The 17,709-nt window shown below is 51.7% G+C and carries 19 protein-coding genes; 16 read left to right on the top strand and 3 right to left on the bottom strand.

Features of this window, described 5'->3' with window-relative positions; all coding sequences use genetic code 11:
- Positions 1-7: 7 nt before the first annotated feature.
- Positions 8-439: a type II toxin-antitoxin system RatA family toxin gene (locus METMA_RS0119395; RefSeq protein ID WP_020160774.1), complete on the bottom strand. Its 432-nt coding sequence runs from the start codon at positions 437-439 to the stop codon at positions 8-10.
- Positions 440-1,801, bottom strand: a complete 1,362-nt coding sequence (locus METMA_RS0119390) for a sodium-dependent transporter (RefSeq protein ID WP_020160773.1) — start codon at positions 1,799-1,801, stop codon at positions 440-442.
- Between the two features lie 105 nt (positions 1,802-1,906).
- Here METMA_RS0119390 and smpB point away from each other — a divergent pair, with 105 nt between their 5' ends.
- The 7 genes from smpB (at position 1,907) to METMA_RS0119355 (ending at position 5,740) form a co-directional block, all read left to right on the top strand.
- Complete coding sequence (gene smpB, locus METMA_RS0119385; RefSeq protein ID WP_020160772.1) at positions 1,907-2,392, top strand: SsrA-binding protein SmpB; 486 nt, start codon at positions 1,907-1,909, stop codon at positions 2,390-2,392.
- Positions 2,393-2,399: 7 nt separating this feature from the next.
- The gene (locus METMA_RS0119380; RefSeq protein WP_020160771.1) at positions 2,400-2,966 is read left to right on the top strand and encodes a hydrolase; all 567 of its coding nucleotides are present in this window, start codon (positions 2,400-2,402) and stop codon (positions 2,964-2,966) included.
- Positions 2,967-2,983: 17 nt separating this feature from the next.
- Entirely contained in the window at positions 2,984-3,337 is a 354-nt protein-coding gene (locus tag METMA_RS0119375; protein WP_020160770.1) for a HopJ type III effector protein, read from the top strand.
- A 103-nt stretch (positions 3,338-3,440) separates the two neighbouring features.
- Entirely contained in the window at positions 3,441-3,686 is a 246-nt protein-coding gene (locus METMA_RS27595; RefSeq protein WP_020160769.1) for a FitA-like ribbon-helix-helix domain-containing protein, read from the top strand.
- A complete protein-coding gene (locus METMA_RS0119365; RefSeq protein WP_020160768.1) occupies positions 3,683-4,063 on the top strand; it encodes a type II toxin-antitoxin system VapC family toxin in 381 nt (126 codons plus the stop codon). Before METMA_RS27595 ends, METMA_RS0119365 begins: the two co-directional genes overlap by 4 nt.
- Positions 4,064-4,128: 65 nt before the next feature.
- On the top strand, positions 4,129-5,190 hold the full coding sequence (locus METMA_RS0119360) for an NAD(P)/FAD-dependent oxidoreductase (RefSeq protein WP_020160767.1): 1,062 nt from the start codon (positions 4,129-4,131) through the stop codon (positions 5,188-5,190).
- Positions 5,168-5,740 carry a tRNA (mnm(5)s(2)U34)-methyltransferase gene (locus tag METMA_RS0119355; protein ID WP_020160766.1) on the top strand — a complete coding sequence of 191 codons (573 nt, stop codon included), beginning with the start codon at positions 5,168-5,170 and terminating at the stop codon, positions 5,738-5,740. Before METMA_RS0119360 ends, METMA_RS0119355 begins: the two co-directional genes overlap by 23 nt.
- Positions 5,741-5,767: 27 nt before the next feature.
- On the opposite strand, the gene METMA_RS0119350 is transcribed toward METMA_RS0119355, so the two are convergent.
- On the bottom strand, positions 5,768-6,139 hold the full coding sequence (locus tag METMA_RS0119350) for a hypothetical protein (protein ID WP_020160765.1): 372 nt from the start codon (positions 6,137-6,139) through the stop codon (positions 5,768-5,770).
- 219 nt (positions 6,140-6,358) lie between these two features.
- Between METMA_RS0119350 and ppnP the strand changes: the two genes are divergently transcribed.
- The 9 genes from ppnP (at position 6,359) to METMA_RS0119300 (ending at position 17,621) form a co-directional block, all read left to right on the top strand.
- On the top strand, positions 6,359-6,673 hold the full coding sequence (gene ppnP / locus METMA_RS0119345) for a pyrimidine/purine nucleoside phosphorylase (protein ID WP_020160764.1): 315 nt from the start codon (positions 6,359-6,361) through the stop codon (positions 6,671-6,673).
- A 4-nt stretch (positions 6,674-6,677) separates the two neighbouring features.
- The gene (locus tag METMA_RS0119340) at positions 6,678-7,151 is read left to right on the top strand and encodes a LabA-like NYN domain-containing protein (RefSeq protein ID WP_020160763.1); all 474 of its coding nucleotides are present in this window, start codon (positions 6,678-6,680) and stop codon (positions 7,149-7,151) included.
- Between the two features lie 76 nt (positions 7,152-7,227).
- On the top strand, positions 7,228-8,817 hold the full coding sequence (locus METMA_RS0119335; RefSeq protein ID WP_081917781.1) for an ABC-F family ATPase: 1,590 nt from the start codon (positions 7,228-7,230) through the stop codon (positions 8,815-8,817).
- 376 nt (positions 8,818-9,193) lie between these two features.
- Positions 9,194-11,299, top strand: a complete 2,106-nt coding sequence (fusA, locus tag METMA_RS0119330; protein WP_027147469.1) for an elongation factor G — start codon at positions 9,194-9,196, stop codon at positions 11,297-11,299.
- 683 nt (positions 11,300-11,982) lie between these two features.
- Entirely contained in the window at positions 11,983-12,543 is a 561-nt protein-coding gene (locus tag METMA_RS0119325) for an ANTAR domain-containing response regulator (protein ID WP_036249181.1), read from the top strand.
- The gene (locus tag METMA_RS0119320; protein ID WP_020160759.1) at positions 12,512-13,726 is read left to right on the top strand and encodes an EAL domain-containing protein; all 1,215 of its coding nucleotides are present in this window, start codon (positions 12,512-12,514) and stop codon (positions 13,724-13,726) included. The genes METMA_RS0119325 and METMA_RS0119320 overlap by 32 nt, the downstream gene beginning before the upstream one ends.
- A gap of 306 nt (positions 13,727-14,032) precedes the next feature.
- Complete coding sequence (locus METMA_RS0119310; protein WP_020160757.1) at positions 14,033-16,276, top strand: methyl-accepting chemotaxis protein; 2,244 nt, start codon at positions 14,033-14,035, stop codon at positions 16,274-16,276.
- A gap of 153 nt (positions 16,277-16,429) precedes the next feature.
- Positions 16,430-16,822 (top strand): DUF2721 domain-containing protein, encoded by a 393-nt coding sequence (locus METMA_RS0119305; protein ID WP_020160756.1) that lies wholly within the window; start codon positions 16,430-16,432, stop codon positions 16,820-16,822.
- A gap of 592 nt (positions 16,823-17,414) precedes the next feature.
- On the top strand, positions 17,415-17,621 hold the full coding sequence (locus tag METMA_RS0119300) for a hypothetical protein (protein ID WP_020160755.1): 207 nt from the start codon (positions 17,415-17,417) through the stop codon (positions 17,619-17,621).
- Positions 17,622-17,709: the final 88 nt, after the last annotated feature.

Raw genomic sequence — 17,709 nt, 5'->3', positions numbered from 1 at the left:
CAGCACATCAGCCATAGATTTCCTTGGCCCGCTGAGTAAAAGAACTGACCATGGTGTTGCATATCTGGTTAAATACCGCGCCAAATGCCAGATTCGCCAGTACGCCCGGCATCTCGAATTCCAGATTCAGGGAAATTTTGCTGGCATCCTCGCGCAACGGCATGAAATCCCATGTTCCTTCCAGATAGGAAAAAGGCCCTTCCAACAAGGACACCGTAATCCTGCCGCCTTCATCAATTTTATTTCTTGTCGAAAAGGATTTTTTGAATCCGCCTTTGGAAATCACCAGCTCCGCTTCAACCATATCGCCTTCGCGCTTGAGGATTCGACTGCCGCTGCACCACGGCAAAAAGCGCGGATAGGCTTCGATATCATTGACCAGATCGAACATCTGCTGGGCGGAAAACTTCACCAATGCGCTTTTTTCTACAACGGTCATTCAGATAACCCCAACCACATTCAGAAAAACCAAAAAAACAGCCGCGGGAGAAACGTAACAGACTAAAAATTTCCATACCTGATAACCCTGTGTGCCAGGTATTTGCAGTTCTTGCTCGCTGTGTTGCTGTTTCATGATCCATCCGGCAAACACCGCGACCAAAAAACCGCCGATAGGCAATAATAGATTGGCCGTCAGATAGTCCATTAATTGAAAAATATTTCTGCCGAAAATCGTAAAATCAGACCATAAATTAAATGAAAACACGGTCCCTAAACCCAACAGCCATGTCACCAAGCCTGCCCAGATACAGGCCTGTTCCCTGTCTAAATCCCTATTCTCCACCAGCCACGTAACAGCCGGCTCAATCAGGGAAATGGACGACGTCAAAGCCGCGAACACCAACATCACAAAAAAAAGAATACCGAACAGCCAGCCGCCGCTCATATTGCCGAAAGCGATCGGCAACGTTTGGAAAATAAGGCCGGGGCCGGAACCCGCTTCCAATCCGTTAGCGAAAACGATAGGGAAAATGGCAATGCCGGCCAATAAGGCCACAATCGTATCGGAACCGGCAATTAAAAACACCGTTTTCGTAATAGACACATCCTTGGGCAAATAAGATCCATATACCATTATGGCTCCCATGCCCAGGCTCAGAGTGAAAAACGCGTGGCCCATCGCGGTCAACACGGAATCTCCGGTAATCTTGCTAAAATCCGGACTAAACAAAAATTCAAGACCTTGTTCATAAGCGCCCGTCGTCATGGCATAGCCGACCAGCAAAATCATCAGCACAAACAGCCCCGGCATTAAAAATTGCACGGCTTTTTCCAACCCGCTCCTGACGCCGCGCGCCACAATCAGCATCGTGGCCAGCATAAACAAAGTATGCCAGAAGATGAGTTGCGCGGGACTGGCGACGAAACCGTCAAAAAGCGCTTTTATTTCGGTCGCGCCCGTACCTGAAAAACTGCCGGTAAACGCTTTTAGGACATAAGCCGAAGCCCAGCCGGCGATAACGCTGTAATAAGAAAGAATCAGGAAACCGGCGATAACGCCCATCCAGCCCACATAGTGCCAATTGGTATCCGCCTCAGCCTCGGCGGCCAGCGTTTCCATGGTGTTGATAGGGCTCTGCCTGCCCCGGCGCCCGAGCATCGTTTCCGCAATCATAATAAGGATACCGATGAAGGCTATGCACAGTAAATAAACGAGAACAAATGCTCCGCCGCCGTTTTCGCCTGTGATATAAGGGAACTTCCAGATATTCCCCAGACCAACCGCCGAACCCGTGGCTGCAAGGATAAATGCCAAGCGTGATGACCATTCACCATGAATCGATTTTTTTGTATCCGTCATTTGAGTGCCTGTTATCTCTATTAAAAAACTCAATTTTTTCAGTAAATCGAGTAAAATAGCAAAATTATACCCTTCCGTCAGTCTAAAAATCTCAACCAGCACACTATGGCCGATAAAAAGTCCAAGAAAAATAAGAAGCAGCAAAACAACACAATTGCCCAGAATCGCCAGGCCACTCATGAATATTTTATTGAGGAGCGGTTTGAGGCCGGTCTTGTTTTGGAAGGCTGGGAAGTAAAAAGTCTGCGCGACGGTCGCGTACAACTGAAAGAAAGCTATGTCACATTAAAGCGCGGCGAAGCCTGGCTGTTCGGCGCGCATATTTCCGCCCTGAACTCGGCATCGACCCATGTCAAACCGGAAGCCATCCGTTCAAGAAAGCTGTTATTGAACCGTCATGAACTCAACAAGCTGATCGGCGCCGTGGAACGTAAGGGTTACACGATCATCCCGCTGTCCATGTACTGGAAAAAGGGCCGCGCCAAACTGGAAATCGGCCTGGCCAAAGGCAAACAACTGCACGATAAACGCGCCTCTTCAAAGGACCGCGACTGGCAGCGGGAAAAAGCACGCATTATGAAGCACGCCTGAGGTAACAATGTCCACACACCCTGATCTCCTGTCGACGGACAACAGCCTGCTGGTCGTTGTCGACCTGCAAGCCAAATTATCGGCCGCCATGCCTGAACCGGATGCGGAACTGATGACCGCTAATGCCGGCAAACTGATTGAAGCCGCTGGCCGGCTGAACATTCCCGTACTGGTCACCGAGCAATATCCCAAAGGCTTGGGCCCGACCCATGCGTCCGTCGTGGAAAAACTGCCCGAAACCGCACAGGTCTTCGAAAAAACCGGCTTCTCCTGCTGCGCCGCCAACGGCTTTAACCAGGCACTGCGGGACAGCCAGCGCCAGCAAATCATACTGGTTGGCCAGGAGACCCATGTCTGCGTTCTGCAGACCGCCCTTGAACTGCTGCACCAAGGCTATCAGGTCCATGTAGCCGCCGATGGTGTCTGTTCCCGCAAAGCCGAGCACAAGCTCTACGCCTTGCAGCGCATGCAACAGCACGGCGCCGCGATTACCAATTACGAATCGGTCCTGTTCGAATGGCTTAGAGACGCCGCGCACCCCGATTTCAAAAGCCTGTCAGGCCTTCTTCGTTAACTAAATAAATATTGACCATGTCACTGACTACATTTATTGAAAAAATCACCAGCAACAGCCCCGTCAGTTTTGACGAAACCATCGCCGTCATTACCGAAAACTACCATTACCAACCGACGGAATTCAGCAACGGCCAGAATGGCGACGCCTTAACCAATGCCGCCGGCACCAACGAAGGCTCCTGCAAGATTTTCGCCTTCGCCCGGCTTCACGGGCTTGACCAGCAGCAGACGCTGAACCTGTTCGGTGACTACTACCGTGTTGATGTTCTGAACGACCCTGACGGCACAGGACATCAAAACATCAGAAATTTCATGAAATACGGCTGGGACGGCATTAGTTTCAATGGCGAAGCGCTGACCGCGAAATAACACTTGCCTGGCAATCGGCGATAACCCTCTCCGCTGTTTTGCGGATTGACAGCAATGCTGTCAATCCCTATAGTAAAAATTTCCTACTATCGAAAAAATAGCCATGCCGACACTAACGATACGCAATTTGCCCGAAAACGTCCATGCGGCATTACGCATTCGCGCTGCCCAAGACGGACTGAGCGTGGAAGCCGAAGTGCGCAATATTCTGACCGAAGTTTGCCTGAACACTAAAAAACCTGTCACCAGCCTGCAACAATTGGTTGACAAGCTTTATCACGGAAAAAAGCCGGATAATGTCGTTGAGCAATTGATTCAGGACCGAAGAAAGGCAGCGGAAAGAGAATGATTGTACTCGATGCTTCGGCATTGTTAGCCTTCCTGTTCCGTGAAACAGGACACGAGAGGGTAGAACAGTATATTGAAGGCTCCTGCATTTCCACCGTGAACTTAAGCGAAGTGGCGGGCAGATTGATTCGTGACGGCATTGATGCCGCACCGCTAATGGAGCAAATAAAGGAAACTTCAATAGAAATCATCCCATTTACTCAAGCCCATGCCCTGCATGCGGCTAACTTTATTCCCCGAACCCGGCGCTACGGACTATCGCTAGGCGACCGGGCTTGCCTGGGATTGGCGCGCGAACAGCGCCTGCCCGCTTTAACCGCGGATATTGCCTGGTCCGACTTGACGAATATTGATGTTGAAATCATTCAAATACGCTAAACAGACACGCTATTTGAAACAACCCAAGACCAACATTAGCAAAGACCATCGGCCTTAATCGCATCATGAATATCGACTTTCTGATCATCGGCCAGGGACTGGCCGGCAGCCTGCTCGCCTGGGAACTGATACAGCGCGGCCGCACAGTCGTCATTATCGATAACGGCCGGGAGAATGCCTCGCAGGTGGCCGCGGGACTCATCAATCCCGTTACTGGCCTGCGCTTCGTAAAATCCGCCGATGTCGACAGCTTATTGCCGGCAGCGAAACAGTATTACTCGAATTTATCCGATTTTTTTCATCAGCCTTTTTATATTGAAAAGGCCATGCTGCGGCTTTTTCGTAATGAAGCCGAGTTAAATCACGGGCGGAAGCGGCTTGACGATCCCGAGTATGAGAATTACTTAGGCGCCATCACAACATCCGACAACGCCATATTCTCTCTGAAAACGCCTTTCGGTTTTATAGAGCAAAAACAGACCGGTTATTTATTGACCCGACCGTTATTGCGTTGTCTGAAAGAGTTTTTTATCGCCAGAGGCTGTTACAGACTGCTGGAATTCGATGCCCGCGACATCCAGCTTGAACCCTCATTACGTTGGGGGGATATTTCAGCCAGACAAATCATCTTCTGCGCCGGTCATCATGCGAGTCAAAACCACTGGTTTTCCTGGCTGCCCTTTCAACCGGCAAAAGGCGAGATATTAACGCTGTCGCATACCGGCCAACTGCCCGCTAAGATCCTTAATTACGGCAACTGGCTGATCCCGCTCAATGACAGCCAGATCCGTACCGGCGCCACCTTCGAACGCGACTCTTTAAACACCGACATCACCGACAAGGCCCGAAACGCTTTATTGGCCGCACTGCAACAACGGGCCCCCGTGCTTAAAACCACGTTAATCAATCAGCAAGCCGGCATCCGGCCTTGCACCAGAGACCGCTATCCGTTTATCGGCCATCATCCCCGGTATCCGCGCATCGCCATTTTCAATGGTTTCGGCGCCAAAGGCAGCTTACAGATTCCCTGGTACAGCCAGCGCGTTGCCGATTGCCTGCTGAATAACACGCCCTTGCCCTTATCCTGCGACATCCAACGCTATCATGAAACGCATTTCCCTGGTTAAAGAAGCCCATAACCTTATTAAAGATAAACTCCAGCCCGGCAATATCGCCATTGACGCAACGGTAGGCAACGGCCACGACACCTTGTTTTTGCTTGAACATATAACGCCGACCGGCCGGGTTTACGGTTTCGACATTCAACAGGCGGCGCTGGATTGCGCCCGGGCAAGATGCGAGCAATTCAGTCGTCCCGACTGCCTGACATTAATTCATGCCAGTCATGCGCGCATGACTGAAAAAATCCCCGGCCAACAGCATGGAAAAATCAGCGTCATCATGTTCAACCTGGGCTATCTGCCAGGCGGCGACAAGAGCATTATCACCCAAACCGATTCGACATTACAGGCCTTGCACGGCGCGAGCAGGCTATTGGCGCCCGGAGGGCTTATCACGATCCTCGCCTATCCGGGCCATGCGGGCGGCGACCGGGAAACTGAACAGGTCGAGTACTGGTGCGGACAATTGGGCAAACAGGCATTCAAAGTCGATACGATTTACGGCGCGGAACACAAGGATTCGGCCCCGAGGCTTTTTGCCGTCCGCAAGACGTAATAAAGCCCGCTTATCGGTATGGCAAAGCTACGGCTCGAATTTTATCGCTATGCCGCGCACTCTATTTAACGGGACTGCACGGTAACTGCGGGAAGCGCCATTGATGGCCGAATCGATGGGCACATGCACCTGGCTATGTTGGAAGGCTGGCCCGATGACTATCGCATCCGCCCCCATTTCCCTGGCCTTCTCCACCAGAGCATCATTGGCATGATCGCCCGCGCTAACCTCAAGTTCCGCTATTTGCCGGTACTTGCGATCGCGCGGCCAGGTATCCAAAACCTCGACGTTAGCCGTCGGCTCGAACGTATCCCTGGTATATCGCACCTCCTGCACTGTGGGAGGGCCGCAAGCCGCCAGTGAAAAAAACACAACCAACAGGACTGATGCATACTTCATGGCCAGGCCTCCATAGAGTGTCAGGCGAAACTACACCCTTTTCCGGCCTGACGCCATAGGCACAAACACTGACCGCGAGCCATGCAAACAACGCAAGCCCGGACGCGTATCCAGAGACCCGGACCTGAAACATACGCGAAATCAAAACAACGGCGAGACAATCTGTTATCATTGCGGTCTTTTTTTATCTTTATCCAGTATCAACTTTAAGGACAGAAAATGTCAGAATTCAATAATGTATCGGTTGTTAAAAAAGCCAATGTCTACTTCGGCGGCAATGTCAGCAGCCGTACCATTCGTTTTGCCGACGGCTCGACAAAGACCCTGGGCTTCATACTGCCGGGCGAATACACGTTTAATACCGCCGACAAGGAAGTGATGGAAATCCTTGATGGTGATCTGGATGTACTGCTGCCCGGAACCGATGAATGGCAAACCGTTAAAGGCGGTCAATCATTCGATGTGCCGGCTAACGCGCAATTCAGCATAAAGGTTAAAACACCCACCGACTACTGCTGTGCGTATATAAAATAGCGATATGGAAAAAGTCGCCATCTTTGTCGATGTGCAGAATATCTATTACACCGTCAAGCAAAGCTATCAGCGCCATTTCGACTACCATGCATTCTGGAATCGCGCCACGGCCGACAGAGACGTGGTTGCAGCGTTCGCTTATGCCATAGACAAAGGCGACAGCAAACAGCAGGGGTTTCAGCAAATACTCAGAAATATCGGTTTTGAAGTCAAACTGAAACCCTACATTCAGCGCAGCGACGGTTCAGCCAAAGGTGACTGGGACGTTGGCATTACGCTCGATGTCATCGAATATGCGCCCAAAGTCGATGTCATCATTTTATTATCGGGCGATGGTGACTTTGACCTGCTGCTCAATAAAGTCCGCGGCAGTTATCCGGTAACCACGGAAGTCTATGGCGTGCCGGCACTGACGGCGCCATCGCTGATTTACTCGGCCGACCGCTTTATAGCCATTAATGACAAACTGCTGTTGTAAACAAGCAGTCGCTCGATAAAAAGCGGGCGACCGGCCACCCTACTCTTTAGTCCATACACATTCTCGGAACAAAATCTTGATCTCTACAGCTAACATCACCATGCAGTTCGGGGCCAAACCCCTGTTTGAAAATATTTCCATCAAGTTCGGCGACGGCAACCGCTACGGCCTGATCGGCGCCAACGGCTGCGGCAAATCCACCTTCATGAAAATATTGAGCGGCGAACTGGAACCCAGCTCCGGCACCGTCTCGATCACGCCCAACGAACGGGTGGGCAATCTGCGCCAGGATCAATTCGCGTTCGAGGAATTCAGCGTCATCGATACCGTCATCATGGGCCATAAAGAGCTCTGGCGCGTCAAACAGGAACGTGACCGCATCTATTCGCTGCCGGAAATGTCCGAGGAAGAAGGCATGCAGGTCGCCGAACTGGAAGTCGAGTTTGCCGAAATGGACGGCTACAGCGCCGAGGCCAGGGCCGGCGAATTGCTGCTCGGACTCGACATCCCGCTGGAACAGCATTACGGCCTCATGAGCGCCGTCGCGCCGGGCTGGAAACTGCGCGTCCTGCTGGCCCAGGCCCTGTTTGCCAATCCCGACATCATGCTGCTTGATGAACCGACCAACAACCTCGACATCAACACGATCCGCTGGCTGGAAGGCGTGTTGAACGAGCGCGACTGCACCATGATCATCATCTCCCATGACCGCCATTTCCTGAACAGCGTCTGTACGCACATGGCTGATCTCGATTACGGTGAACTGCGCCTTTACCCCGGCAACTACGACGAATACATGACCGCCGTGACCCAGGTGCGCGAGCGCCTGCTGGCCGACAACGCCAAGAAAAAAGCCCAGATTGCCGAACTGCAAACCTTCGTCAGTCGTTTTTCGGCTAACGCCTCGAAAGCCAAGCAGGCCACCTCGCGCGCCCGGCAGCTTGAGAAGATCAAGCTGGACGAAGTCAAGCCGTCGAGCCGGGTCAATCCGTTTATCCGTTTCGACCAGACCAAGAAACTGCACCGCCTGGCACTGGAAGTCGAAAACCTGAGCAAGGGCTATGGCGAACAACCGCTGTTCAAAAACCTGAATCTGATGGTCGCCGCCGGCGAACGCGTGGCCGTCATCGGTCCTAACGGCATCGGTAAATCGACGCTGCTGCGCACGCTGGTCGGCGACCTGACGCCCGACACGGGCGAAGTCAAATGGGCGGAAAACGCCGAGGTCGGCTACTTTGCCCAGGACCATGCCGACGATTTCGCAGAGGACATGGGCCTGATCGACTGGATGGGCCAGTGGCGCAAGGAAACCGACGACGACCAGACCATACGCGGCACACTGGGCCGCCTGCTGTTCTCTCAGGACGAAATCAAGAAATCGGTCAAAGTCATTTCCGGCGGCGAGCAGGGTCGCATGCTGTTCGGCAAGCTGATCCTGCAGAAAAACAACATCATGGTCATGGACGAACCGACCAACCATCTTGACATGGAATCGATCGAATCGCTGAACCTGGCCCTGGAGAATTATCCCGGCACGCTGATCTTCGTCAGCCACGACCGCGAGTTCGTCTCCTCCCTGGCGACACGCATTATCGAACTGACGCCGAACGGCATCGTCGATTTCAACGGCAATTATGAAGATTATCTAAACAGTCAGACTGTTTAAAAACTCGGAGCAGGACAGCAAAAGCGGTTCTGCTCCGGTTAACCGAGGCGGCGCAAGCAGTTCCAATGCGGGGATTTTGTTATTTTTAATACAAATTAACGGTTTCCTGTATTTCTGTCTCGCTTTTGGTTAAAATAGCGCCCTTTCGAATCTGGACGAGTGAGCGGTGACAGTGACTTTAACAACGCTACCTCACTTGGCCTTGAGCAATCTGTAAATATCCTGCGCGTTTTATCCAAACCAATGGTTTTTCTGCGGCTGCGGAGTAAATTGAACATCTGCGGCAGGTCGCTCTTGCGCCCCGGTACGAACCCTCTTGAGTAATTTATTTAAGAGTAGTCACGGCAAAAGTTTTTTATACAACTAGAGTACAAACATGACTGATTTATCGCTTTACAGAAATATCGGCATCTTCGCACACGTTGATGCTGGTAAGACAACCACTACAGAACGTATTTTAAAGCTCACAGGAAAGATCCATAAACTGGGTGAGGTTCACGAAGGCGAATCAACCATGGACTTCATGGATCAAGAAGCCGAACGCGGTATCACCATTCAGTCCGCTGCGACTACCTGTTTCTGGCCAGGTAGCAAGAACCAGTTTCAACCCCACCGCTTTAACGTCATCGACACCCCGGGGCACGTTGACTTTACGATCGAAGTTTACCGTTCATTGAAAGTACTCGACGGCGGCATCGGTGTATTCTGCGGTTCTGGCGGCGTAGAGCCCCAATCGGAAACCAACTGGCGTTATGCCAACGACTCCAAAGTAGCGCGTCTGGTCTACGTCAACAAGCTGGATAGGCTAGGCGCCGATTTTTTCCGTGTTGTCAAACAAGTCCAAGACGTGTTGGGTGCCGTGCCAGTCGTGATGACCCTGCCTATCGGGCGCGAAGACCAATTCTGCGGCGTGGTTGATCTGTTAACCCGCAAGGCTTGGATTTGGGATAATTCCGGAGACCCGCTGAAATACGAAATTACGGACGTGCCTGCCGATATGGAAGCAGATGTGGAAGAATGGCGTGCCAAGCTGATCGACCAGGTTGCCGATCAGGATGACGAAATCATGGAAAAATATCTGGAAGGCGAAGAGCCCAGTATTGAGGAGATCAAGCACTGCATCCGCAAGGGCACCATTAACATGGCTTTCTTCCCGACTTTCGGCGGTTCTTCATTCAAAAACAAAGGCGTGCAGCTGGTACTGGACGGCGTTGTTGATTATCTGCCCAGCCCTACTGAAGTCAATCCACAGCCCGAAGTCGATCTGGAAGGCAACCCGACCGGCGAACACGCGATCGTCGATGCCGACCGTCCATTGCGCGCATTGGTCTTTAAAATCATGGACGACCGCTTTGGCGCTTTGAACTTCATCCGGATCTATTCAGGCCGTCTGAAAAAAGGCGATACCTTGTTGAATACCTATACCGGCAAAACCGAGCGAGTCGGCCGGATGGTGGAAATGCACGCCGATACCCGTACCGAAATTGAAACGGCACAAGCCGGCGACATCGTCGCGTTGATCGGCTTGAAAAACGTTCAGACCGGACATACTTTGTGCGATACGGATAAACCGGCTACTCTGGAGCCGATGGTATTCCCTGATCCCGTTATCTCTATCGCCATTTCGCCTAAAGACAAGGGCAGCAACGAGAAAATGGGCATTGCCTTGGGCAAGATGATGCAGGAAGACCCTTCATTCCGCGTCGAAACCGACGAGGAAAGCGGTGAAACCATCATCAAAGGCATGGGCGAGTTGCACCTGGATATTAAGGTGGACATCCTGAAGCGTACTCATGGCGTTGAAGTGAACGTCGGCAAGCCGCAAGTGGCTTACCGCGAAACCATCACCAAACGCGTGGAAGACGAATACACCCACAAGAAGCAGTCCGGTGGTTCTGGCCAGTACGCGAAAATTAACTACATCATCGAGCCGGGCGAGCCAGGCAGCGGTTTTGTATTCGAATCGACCGTGACCGGCGGTAACGTACCGCGCGAATACTGGCCAGCTGTTGAAAAAGGCTTCAAAGGCAGTATCGAGAAAGGTGTGCTGGCAGGTTTCCCATGTCTGGATTTCAAAGTAAACCTGACCGACGGTGGTTTCCACGCAGTTGACTCGTCAGCTATCGCTTTCGAAATCGCCGCTCGCGCAGCGTATCGTCAGTCCATTCCTAAAGCGGCTCCGCAATTATTGGAACCGATCATGAAAGTGGACGTGTTTACGCCTGAAGCGAACGTTGGCGACGTGATCGGCGACTTGAACCGTCGCCGCGGCATGATTAAATCGCAAGATGCCGGTGTTACCGGGGTGCGTATCAAAGCCGACGTGCCGCTGAGCGATATGTTCGGCTATATCGGCGACTTGCGTACCATGACTTCCGGTCGCGGCCAGTTCTCGATGGAATTCTCACATTACATGCCATGCCCTAAAAACGTGGCAGATGAAGTGATTAAAGAAGTCAACGAACGCAACAAAAATAAATAATATTTTCTTTTAGGAACGAAAATGAAACAGGACCCGCGTGAGGCAGGATTTCGGTTCCTGTTCAATGACTGCATGGACAGGAAATGATCCCGTCATTTCTCTGCATTCACCCCATCCACGGAGTGAATGCAGGAGGTAGGTAGAAAATTCACGTTCCTAAGGCACGATGTTATGCGGTCGACTTGCCCATGCTTCGTGCCCGCAGGGTCGAACTGATTCGACCCAAGGCAGTATGTCTGTAGAGTTGAGTTCCAAAGGCCCGCTCTACTGACATTGCTTTGCGTAGACCTTGTTTGTAGCCGGGTGGATAGGCTTGCCCGGCTACATTTCCTTTCAATAATCCAATCAGTTTCCCCACCCTGATCGGGACAGGCTTTCCAATCCCAAACCGCGTTAAATGCACCAAATTAGTCCATTAGCACCATATCGGTGCAAACAAGCTCCCGTCAAACCCGGCTATTTCATAACACCCCAGCGATCGCGAAGAACACGAAGAAAATCAAGGTATTGTCATTTGCTTCCCGTCAGTTCATGAATTGCCTACGGAAACATTAACAAGCATTTGAATTTCAAAGCCTTCGTGCCCTTCGTGGTGAAATACCCAGGTAAACCTCTCCATCCCCTTATTAAGCCGCATTCCCACTCCTTACCGCTTATGGCATGACTTATGCTTCAGCGCGAAGATGAGCCTAAAAGCACTCTTGATTGAAGACAAAGTCACCGAACCGTCACTAGCGGAAACGCTCGTGCGACATGGATATTCGGTAATTAACAGGGGCTCGGGCGACCCTATCCCTACCCTGGCGGCCATCAGCCAACCCGACCTGGCTATTTTCAATATATACAGCCCTCAAAAGTATTTTCAGACCATCGAACAACTTGGCGCCCTGCCCGTCATTATTTTTGCGGATGATGACAGCGTTCATGCGATCGACCAAATCATGAAAGCCGGCGTCAGCGCTTATGTGGTGAACGGCTTTGAAACCAGTCGCATTAACAGCATCATCACTATCGCCATCGCCCGTTTCAGGGAACAACAAAGGCTTAAAAAGCAATTACTGGAAACAAAATGCAGGCTTGAAGAACGTAAATTGGTAGACCGGGCAAAAAGACTCTTAACCCAACACCAGGGACTGACAGAAGATGATGCTTATCACACCCTTAGGAAACTGGCTATGAACAGCAACATAACGATAGGCGACGTGGCAAAAAATGTTATCTCAATGGCAGAACTCATTAAATAAATTCAGCCAAGTGAATCCGGAAAAAATACTGTTCCCTTATTTTCAACCCATTTTCTGCATCGCCAGCGGGCTGATTGTCGGCTATGAAGCATTAGCCCGACAATATGATGAACAGGGTCAGGTTATTTCCGCCGGCAAATTGTTTTCCTCCCCCTCCATACCTGAAGAGCAATTGATAGCCTGGGATCGCATGGTTCGCCATCAGGCACTAACACAATTCAGCCAATTAAATTACAAAGGCTATCTGGCGATCAACATCTCGGCGTCATGGATCGACCACGTCACGGACCTGAAGGCATTGCCCACCCTGCAAATGCTGGACAAACTCAATATAGACAGAAGCCGGATTATCATTGAGATTACTGAATCCCATTGCGACCTGGATAAGATAGCCGCCGTGGTCAGGGAATATCGCAAGCATGACCTGAAAGTCGCCATCGATGATTTCGGCGCCGGCTTCTCGCAATTGGAAAGGATCATGGCTATCCGGCCCGATATTCTCAAGCTGGACATGCGTCTGTTCAAACAGGCCGTCAAGGGCGGCATTGCCAATGAGGTGGTGCACTTGCTGAACCGCTTGAGCATGCGTACCGCGTGCCGCATCGTCTGCGAAGGCGTGGAAACCGACAATGAATTCTTTTATGCATTGAGCTGCGGCACCCAATATGTGCAGGGCCACTTGTTTTCGCCGGCCGAAGCCGTGTTCAAGGCCCCGGACCACCATCAGCGGCATATCGAATCGCTCAGGCAGAAATTCCTGAAAAAGACATTGCTCAGGGAACGCCAGAAAATGCAATCCACCCGCAAAATCAAGGCGCTGGTGGAAATCCTCCGGCAGGCATTGGTCAGCGACTTCAACCTGGACGAATTGTCGGCACATCCATTCGAAGAAAGCGGCGTGCTCCGGTTTTACTTATGCAATAACGAAGGCAACCAGATTTCATCGAATTTTAATTTCGCCGGCGGTAAATGGTTTGAAGAACCCAGGGAAATCGGCTTCAACTGGTCCTGGCGGCCTTATTTCTACCATTTGTTGGCACTCGAACATGCCAGCACCAATAACCGTCTGGTCGCGTCCGAACACTACAGGGATTTTCATACCGACCAGCTGTGCAGAACGCTGTCTCTCAGGCTCGACGAAAACCGTATTCTATCCATCGATATTGTCGCGGAACCGTCATAGCGCATCACTTTACGAACGGAATAAAAGCCAAAGCCCGGGATGATGCCTGAAATAAGCCTCTTGCTTTAACAAGTTCGCGAAACACGCTGGCCGGATGCATCACGGCGACCGCCAGCTGTTCCGAGGCCCACGCGAATGTCTCATCACTTCCCTGCCATGAAATCAAAGCGCTAATGAAGGCAATGGCTTGCGGCGCCCTGAACGATAATCACCCTTAAAATTTAACACAAGAAGTCATTTATCACCGCGGCCGTACCGGTACCGCTTAATAAGAAAAATATCACTCGCAGAAGGAGAGCCCTCATAATGTTTAAAAATATCGCAGGCTTGAACCAGTTAACCCTTAAAATGCGCTTCACGGTCATTGTCACCGCCCTGGTTATCGGCTTTGCCGTGTTCGGTATTTGTACATTCCAGGCCATGACCACGCTCAATGTCAATGGCCCTGTCTATGAGCGCATCGTTCAGGGCAAGGATATTATTGCCGATGTCCTGCCGCCGCCCGAATACATCATTGAGTCCTATATGGTGGCGCTGCAATTATCCCAGGCCGCCTCCCTCACTGAAACCGATGCCTTGACAGCGCGCTTTCAAACCTTGAAGGCCGATTATGAAACCCGCCACCGCTTCTGGTTGGACCAGCATCTGGAGCCGGAGTTGACCGTCCCCTTGCTCGAGCGCTCTTATCAGGCCGCCCAAAACTTTTACCACGAAGCCGAACAGCGCTTTTTGCCGGCCATCAAAACAGGCCAGCGCGATCTTGCCACAGCCAGTCTCCGGAATCTGCGGCACGCATACGAACAGCACCGCCTGGCCATTGATGACGTAGTGCGTTACGCGAATTCGCGCAATCTGGCGGACGAAGCACAGGCGAAAACCACCATCCGCCACTACAGCATCGGCCTGATCAGCATTTTTGTCTTCAGCGTGGCGCTGGCCCTCGCCTTGACGCTGGTAATCAGCCGGGGCATTTTGCGCTCGATCAACACCGCGCAACAAGTGGCGAACGCCATTGCGGTCGGCGACCTGAGTTCAACGATTGAAACCGATCAAAAGGATGAGATCGGCGCGTTGTTACTCGCCATGAAAACCATGCAGGACGCCATCAATGCTTTTGTGACCGCTCAAGGCATCATGGCGCAAAAACACGCGGAAGGCTGGGTCAAGGAGCAACTCGACGCGTCCCTTTTTCCCGGCACTTTCGGCAGGATGGCGCAAGAAGTCAATGAACTGATTCAATCCCGGATAGCGATCAATAGGCGACTGATCCATATTATGACCCAGTATGCCAAGGGCGACTTTTCCATCGACATGGATGTCCTGCCCGGCGAAACGATCATCATCACTGAGACGATGAATAACGTTAAAAGCACGCTGCTTGAGATCAATGGAGAAATAAAACGACTAGTCGAAGCCGGGGTAAAAGGCGATTTCTCACAGCGCGGCAATGCCGACCGATTCGAATTCATGTTCAAGGACATATTGACCAATCTTAACGGCCTGATGGAAACCTGCGACACCGGCTTCAATGATGTACTGCGCGTTTCCAACGCTTTATCCAAAGGCGACCTGACTCAAACCATCAACCGGGATTACCTCGGCGCCTTTAATCAGATGAAGGTTGGCGTCAATGACACCGTCACCCATCTCAGGAGCCTGGTGAGCGAAGTCAAGGAAGCATCCGGCATCATGGACACGGCGGCCAAGGAAATCGCCAGCGGCAATAATAACCTGTCGCAACGCGCCGAACAGCAAGCCGCGAGCCTGGAACAGACGGCCTCCAGCATGGAAGAACTGACCTGCACCGTCAAGCAAAACGCCGACAATGCCAGACAGGCCCACCAGGTGGCCGATTCAGCGCGGCAACTGGCCGAAAAAGGCGGCAGCGTCGTTGAAGCCGCGATCGCGGCCATGCGGGAAATCAACGACAGCAGCAACCGGATTGCCGAAATTATCGGCGTCATTGACGAAATCGCCTTCCAGACCAACCTGCTGGCCTTGAATGCCTCCGTGGAAGCCGCCAGAGCCGGCGAGCAAGGCCGGGGCTTCTCGGTCGTGGCGACGGAAGTCCGCAATCTGGCACAGCGCAGCGCCAATGCCGCCAGACAAAGCAGAGAGATGATCCAGACCAGCATTCAAAAAGTGCGGGCCGGATCGGCATTCGTCAATGAAACGGGCAACGCACTCAATGAAATCGTCAACAGCGTCAAGAAAGTCAGCGATATCGTCGCCGGAATTTCCACAGCCAGCACCGAACAGTCTGCCGGCATCGAGCAGGTCAACCAGGCGGTCGCGCAAATGGATGACATTACCCAGCAAAATGCCGCCCTGGCCGAACAAGTCTCGGCCGCCAGCATTTCCATGAGCGAACAGTCGACCGCCATGACCCATCTGCTCGCCATGTTTAATGTGGCCCACGCGGAAACCGCCACAGCCAGGCGACCGATCGATAACCCTGGCATACAGGCGTCGGCATTCATCAAAGCCATGACTTCGCAACCGGTACCCGCCGCATCGGCGGTCCATGACCACGAATGGGAAGAGTTTTAAACCGAATCCGCCTTATAATAGGCATCGCGGCAATGCATTATCTTGTCATGCCTGCAACAGGCGCAGTTATCCGCCTTGTGCGCCAATGCGCCGGCATGACGATAACATCGACCATTGCTGCCTATACCTATAATTATTACTTTCAAACAGCCAATGAATATCACCATCACCACCCCGGCGCTTTTATTTCCTGCCATTTCGGTCCTGTTTCTGGCATACGCGAACCGTTTCCTGGCCATCGCCAGCCGCATTCGCGAACAGCATAACCTGTTTAACAAAACCCAAAGTCCAGTAGCCAAAAAACAAATTGAAAGCCTGAGAAAACGCATACGCTTTATTATCGCCATGCAATTGCTGGCGGTGATCGGCATAATCAGCTGCATAATCGCCATGGGATTGATTTTTTTCGGATTGCAAACCTACGGCAACATAATGTTTGGCCTCAGCATGGTATTCATAATCCTGTCGCTGCTGGCATCGGTCAGCGAGCTGCTGATCTCGACCAAAGCGCTCAATATTGAACTGGAAGATATGGAAGCGCGTTAGCCTGAATATTTCACCACGAATGACTACAGGGACAGATATTTGCTCCTCGGCAACTGCTGATTTACAGGGATGTAATGAATGCAGAAAATGCATAACGCCATGGATGGCGTGTAGTAGAGTAATGCAGGAGCAATTACCGAGGAGCACTTTTCTGCCCTGCGTCGCCTAAAACGCCTACTGTTGGTGCTAAGCCACAGTAGCAGGTAGGCTGGGTTGGAGCCTTGCGGAAACCCGGCATAAGGCTGGAAATTCATCCGCGCACTTGAGGAAATTATTTTATGCGTGTTCATAAGACATTGACTATTAATCTGTTTATTCACATTAATCAGTTGCAATGCGATGATTTTGCCAAATTATTCCAGAGCATCGACAATTGTTTACACTCGGACTGAGCATCCTCCCTGCGATATTGCGTAATGTTGCCCCTGCCGGCGTTTAGTCGTTATAATCCGCCCCCATAGGTTGAATGTTAATCGGCCCCGGTTCTCCGGCAAAGGAGTTTCAGCCAATAAGTTCACGCTTATCCCGGGCGCAACAAATAGATCAACCTGACGCCCGATTGCGCAGGTCATTGAGGATTTAGGAAATATCAATGAAAAGGTTTTTCATTCAGGCATTCTGGATTGCCGCGTTTACAATCATCTTGAACCTAATCGCCGGATGGCTCTTCACCGTCTTTTTCCCTGATGCTGATCACCGGGCATTAGGGCAGCTTATGTTCATGCCAACCCTCATCATATCCGTTTTAATGGTCGTCATTTACTCGCGAATGGGCAAGGCGTCACTAACGCCGCCATAGCAGGAGATTGTTAGCCTCTTGGAGCCCGTTACCGCCACGCCGGTCAATCAGGACGCGCTATCGCGCAGCTCACACGTCAGGTCTAATT

Origin of the sequence: Methylobacter marinus A45, from assembly GCF_000383855.1 — a bacterium.
Classification (GTDB): Bacteria; Pseudomonadota; Gammaproteobacteria; order Methylococcales; family Methylomonadaceae; genus Methylobacter; species Methylobacter marinus.
Note: the sequence above shows the minus strand (reverse complement) of the source record. Positions and strands in the feature narration are given on the sequence as shown.

Bases quoted from the DNA above. Each gene is read 5' to 3' on its own strand.
- METMA_RS0119395 (WP_020160774.1), bottom strand. From the start codon at position 439: ATGACCGTTGTAGAAAAAAGCGCATTGGTGAAGTTTTCCGCCCAGCAG.
- METMA_RS0119390 (WP_020160773.1), bottom strand. From the start codon at position 1,801: ATGACGGATACAAAAAAATCGATTCATGGTGAATGGTCATCACGCTTG.
- smpB (WP_020160772.1), top strand. From the start codon at position 1,907: ATGGCCGATAAAAAGTCCAAGAAAAATAAGAAGCAGCAAAACAACACA.
- METMA_RS0119380 (WP_020160771.1), top strand. From the start codon at position 2,400: ATGTCCACACACCCTGATCTCCTGTCGACGGACAACAGCCTGCTGGTC.
- METMA_RS0119375 (WP_020160770.1), top strand. From the start codon at position 2,984: ATGTCACTGACTACATTTATTGAAAAAATCACCAGCAACAGCCCCGTC.
- METMA_RS27595 (WP_020160769.1), top strand. From the start codon at position 3,441: ATGCCGACACTAACGATACGCAATTTGCCCGAAAACGTCCATGCGGCA.
- METMA_RS0119365 (WP_020160768.1), top strand. From the start codon at position 3,683: ATGATTGTACTCGATGCTTCGGCATTGTTAGCCTTCCTGTTCCGTGAA.
- METMA_RS0119360 (WP_020160767.1), top strand. From the start codon at position 4,129: ATGAATATCGACTTTCTGATCATCGGCCAGGGACTGGCCGGCAGCCTG.
- METMA_RS0119355 (WP_020160766.1), top strand. From the start codon at position 5,168: ATGAAACGCATTTCCCTGGTTAAAGAAGCCCATAACCTTATTAAAGAT.
- METMA_RS0119350 (WP_020160765.1), bottom strand. From the start codon at position 6,139: ATGAAGTATGCATCAGTCCTGTTGGTTGTGTTTTTTTCACTGGCGGCT.
- ppnP (WP_020160764.1), top strand. From the start codon at position 6,359: ATGTCAGAATTCAATAATGTATCGGTTGTTAAAAAAGCCAATGTCTAC.
- METMA_RS0119340 (WP_020160763.1), top strand. From the start codon at position 6,678: ATGGAAAAAGTCGCCATCTTTGTCGATGTGCAGAATATCTATTACACC.
- fusA (WP_027147469.1), top strand. From the start codon at position 9,194: ATGACTGATTTATCGCTTTACAGAAATATCGGCATCTTCGCACACGTT.
- METMA_RS0119325 (WP_036249181.1), top strand. From the start codon at position 11,983: ATGAGCCTAAAAGCACTCTTGATTGAAGACAAAGTCACCGAACCGTCA.
- METMA_RS0119320 (WP_020160759.1), top strand. From the start codon at position 12,512: ATGTTATCTCAATGGCAGAACTCATTAAATAAATTCAGCCAAGTGAAT.
- METMA_RS0119310 (WP_020160757.1), top strand. From the start codon at position 14,033: ATGTTTAAAAATATCGCAGGCTTGAACCAGTTAACCCTTAAAATGCGC.
- METMA_RS0119305 (WP_020160756.1), top strand. From the start codon at position 16,430: ATGAATATCACCATCACCACCCCGGCGCTTTTATTTCCTGCCATTTCG.
- METMA_RS0119300 (WP_020160755.1), top strand. From the start codon at position 17,415: ATGAAAAGGTTTTTCATTCAGGCATTCTGGATTGCCGCGTTTACAATC.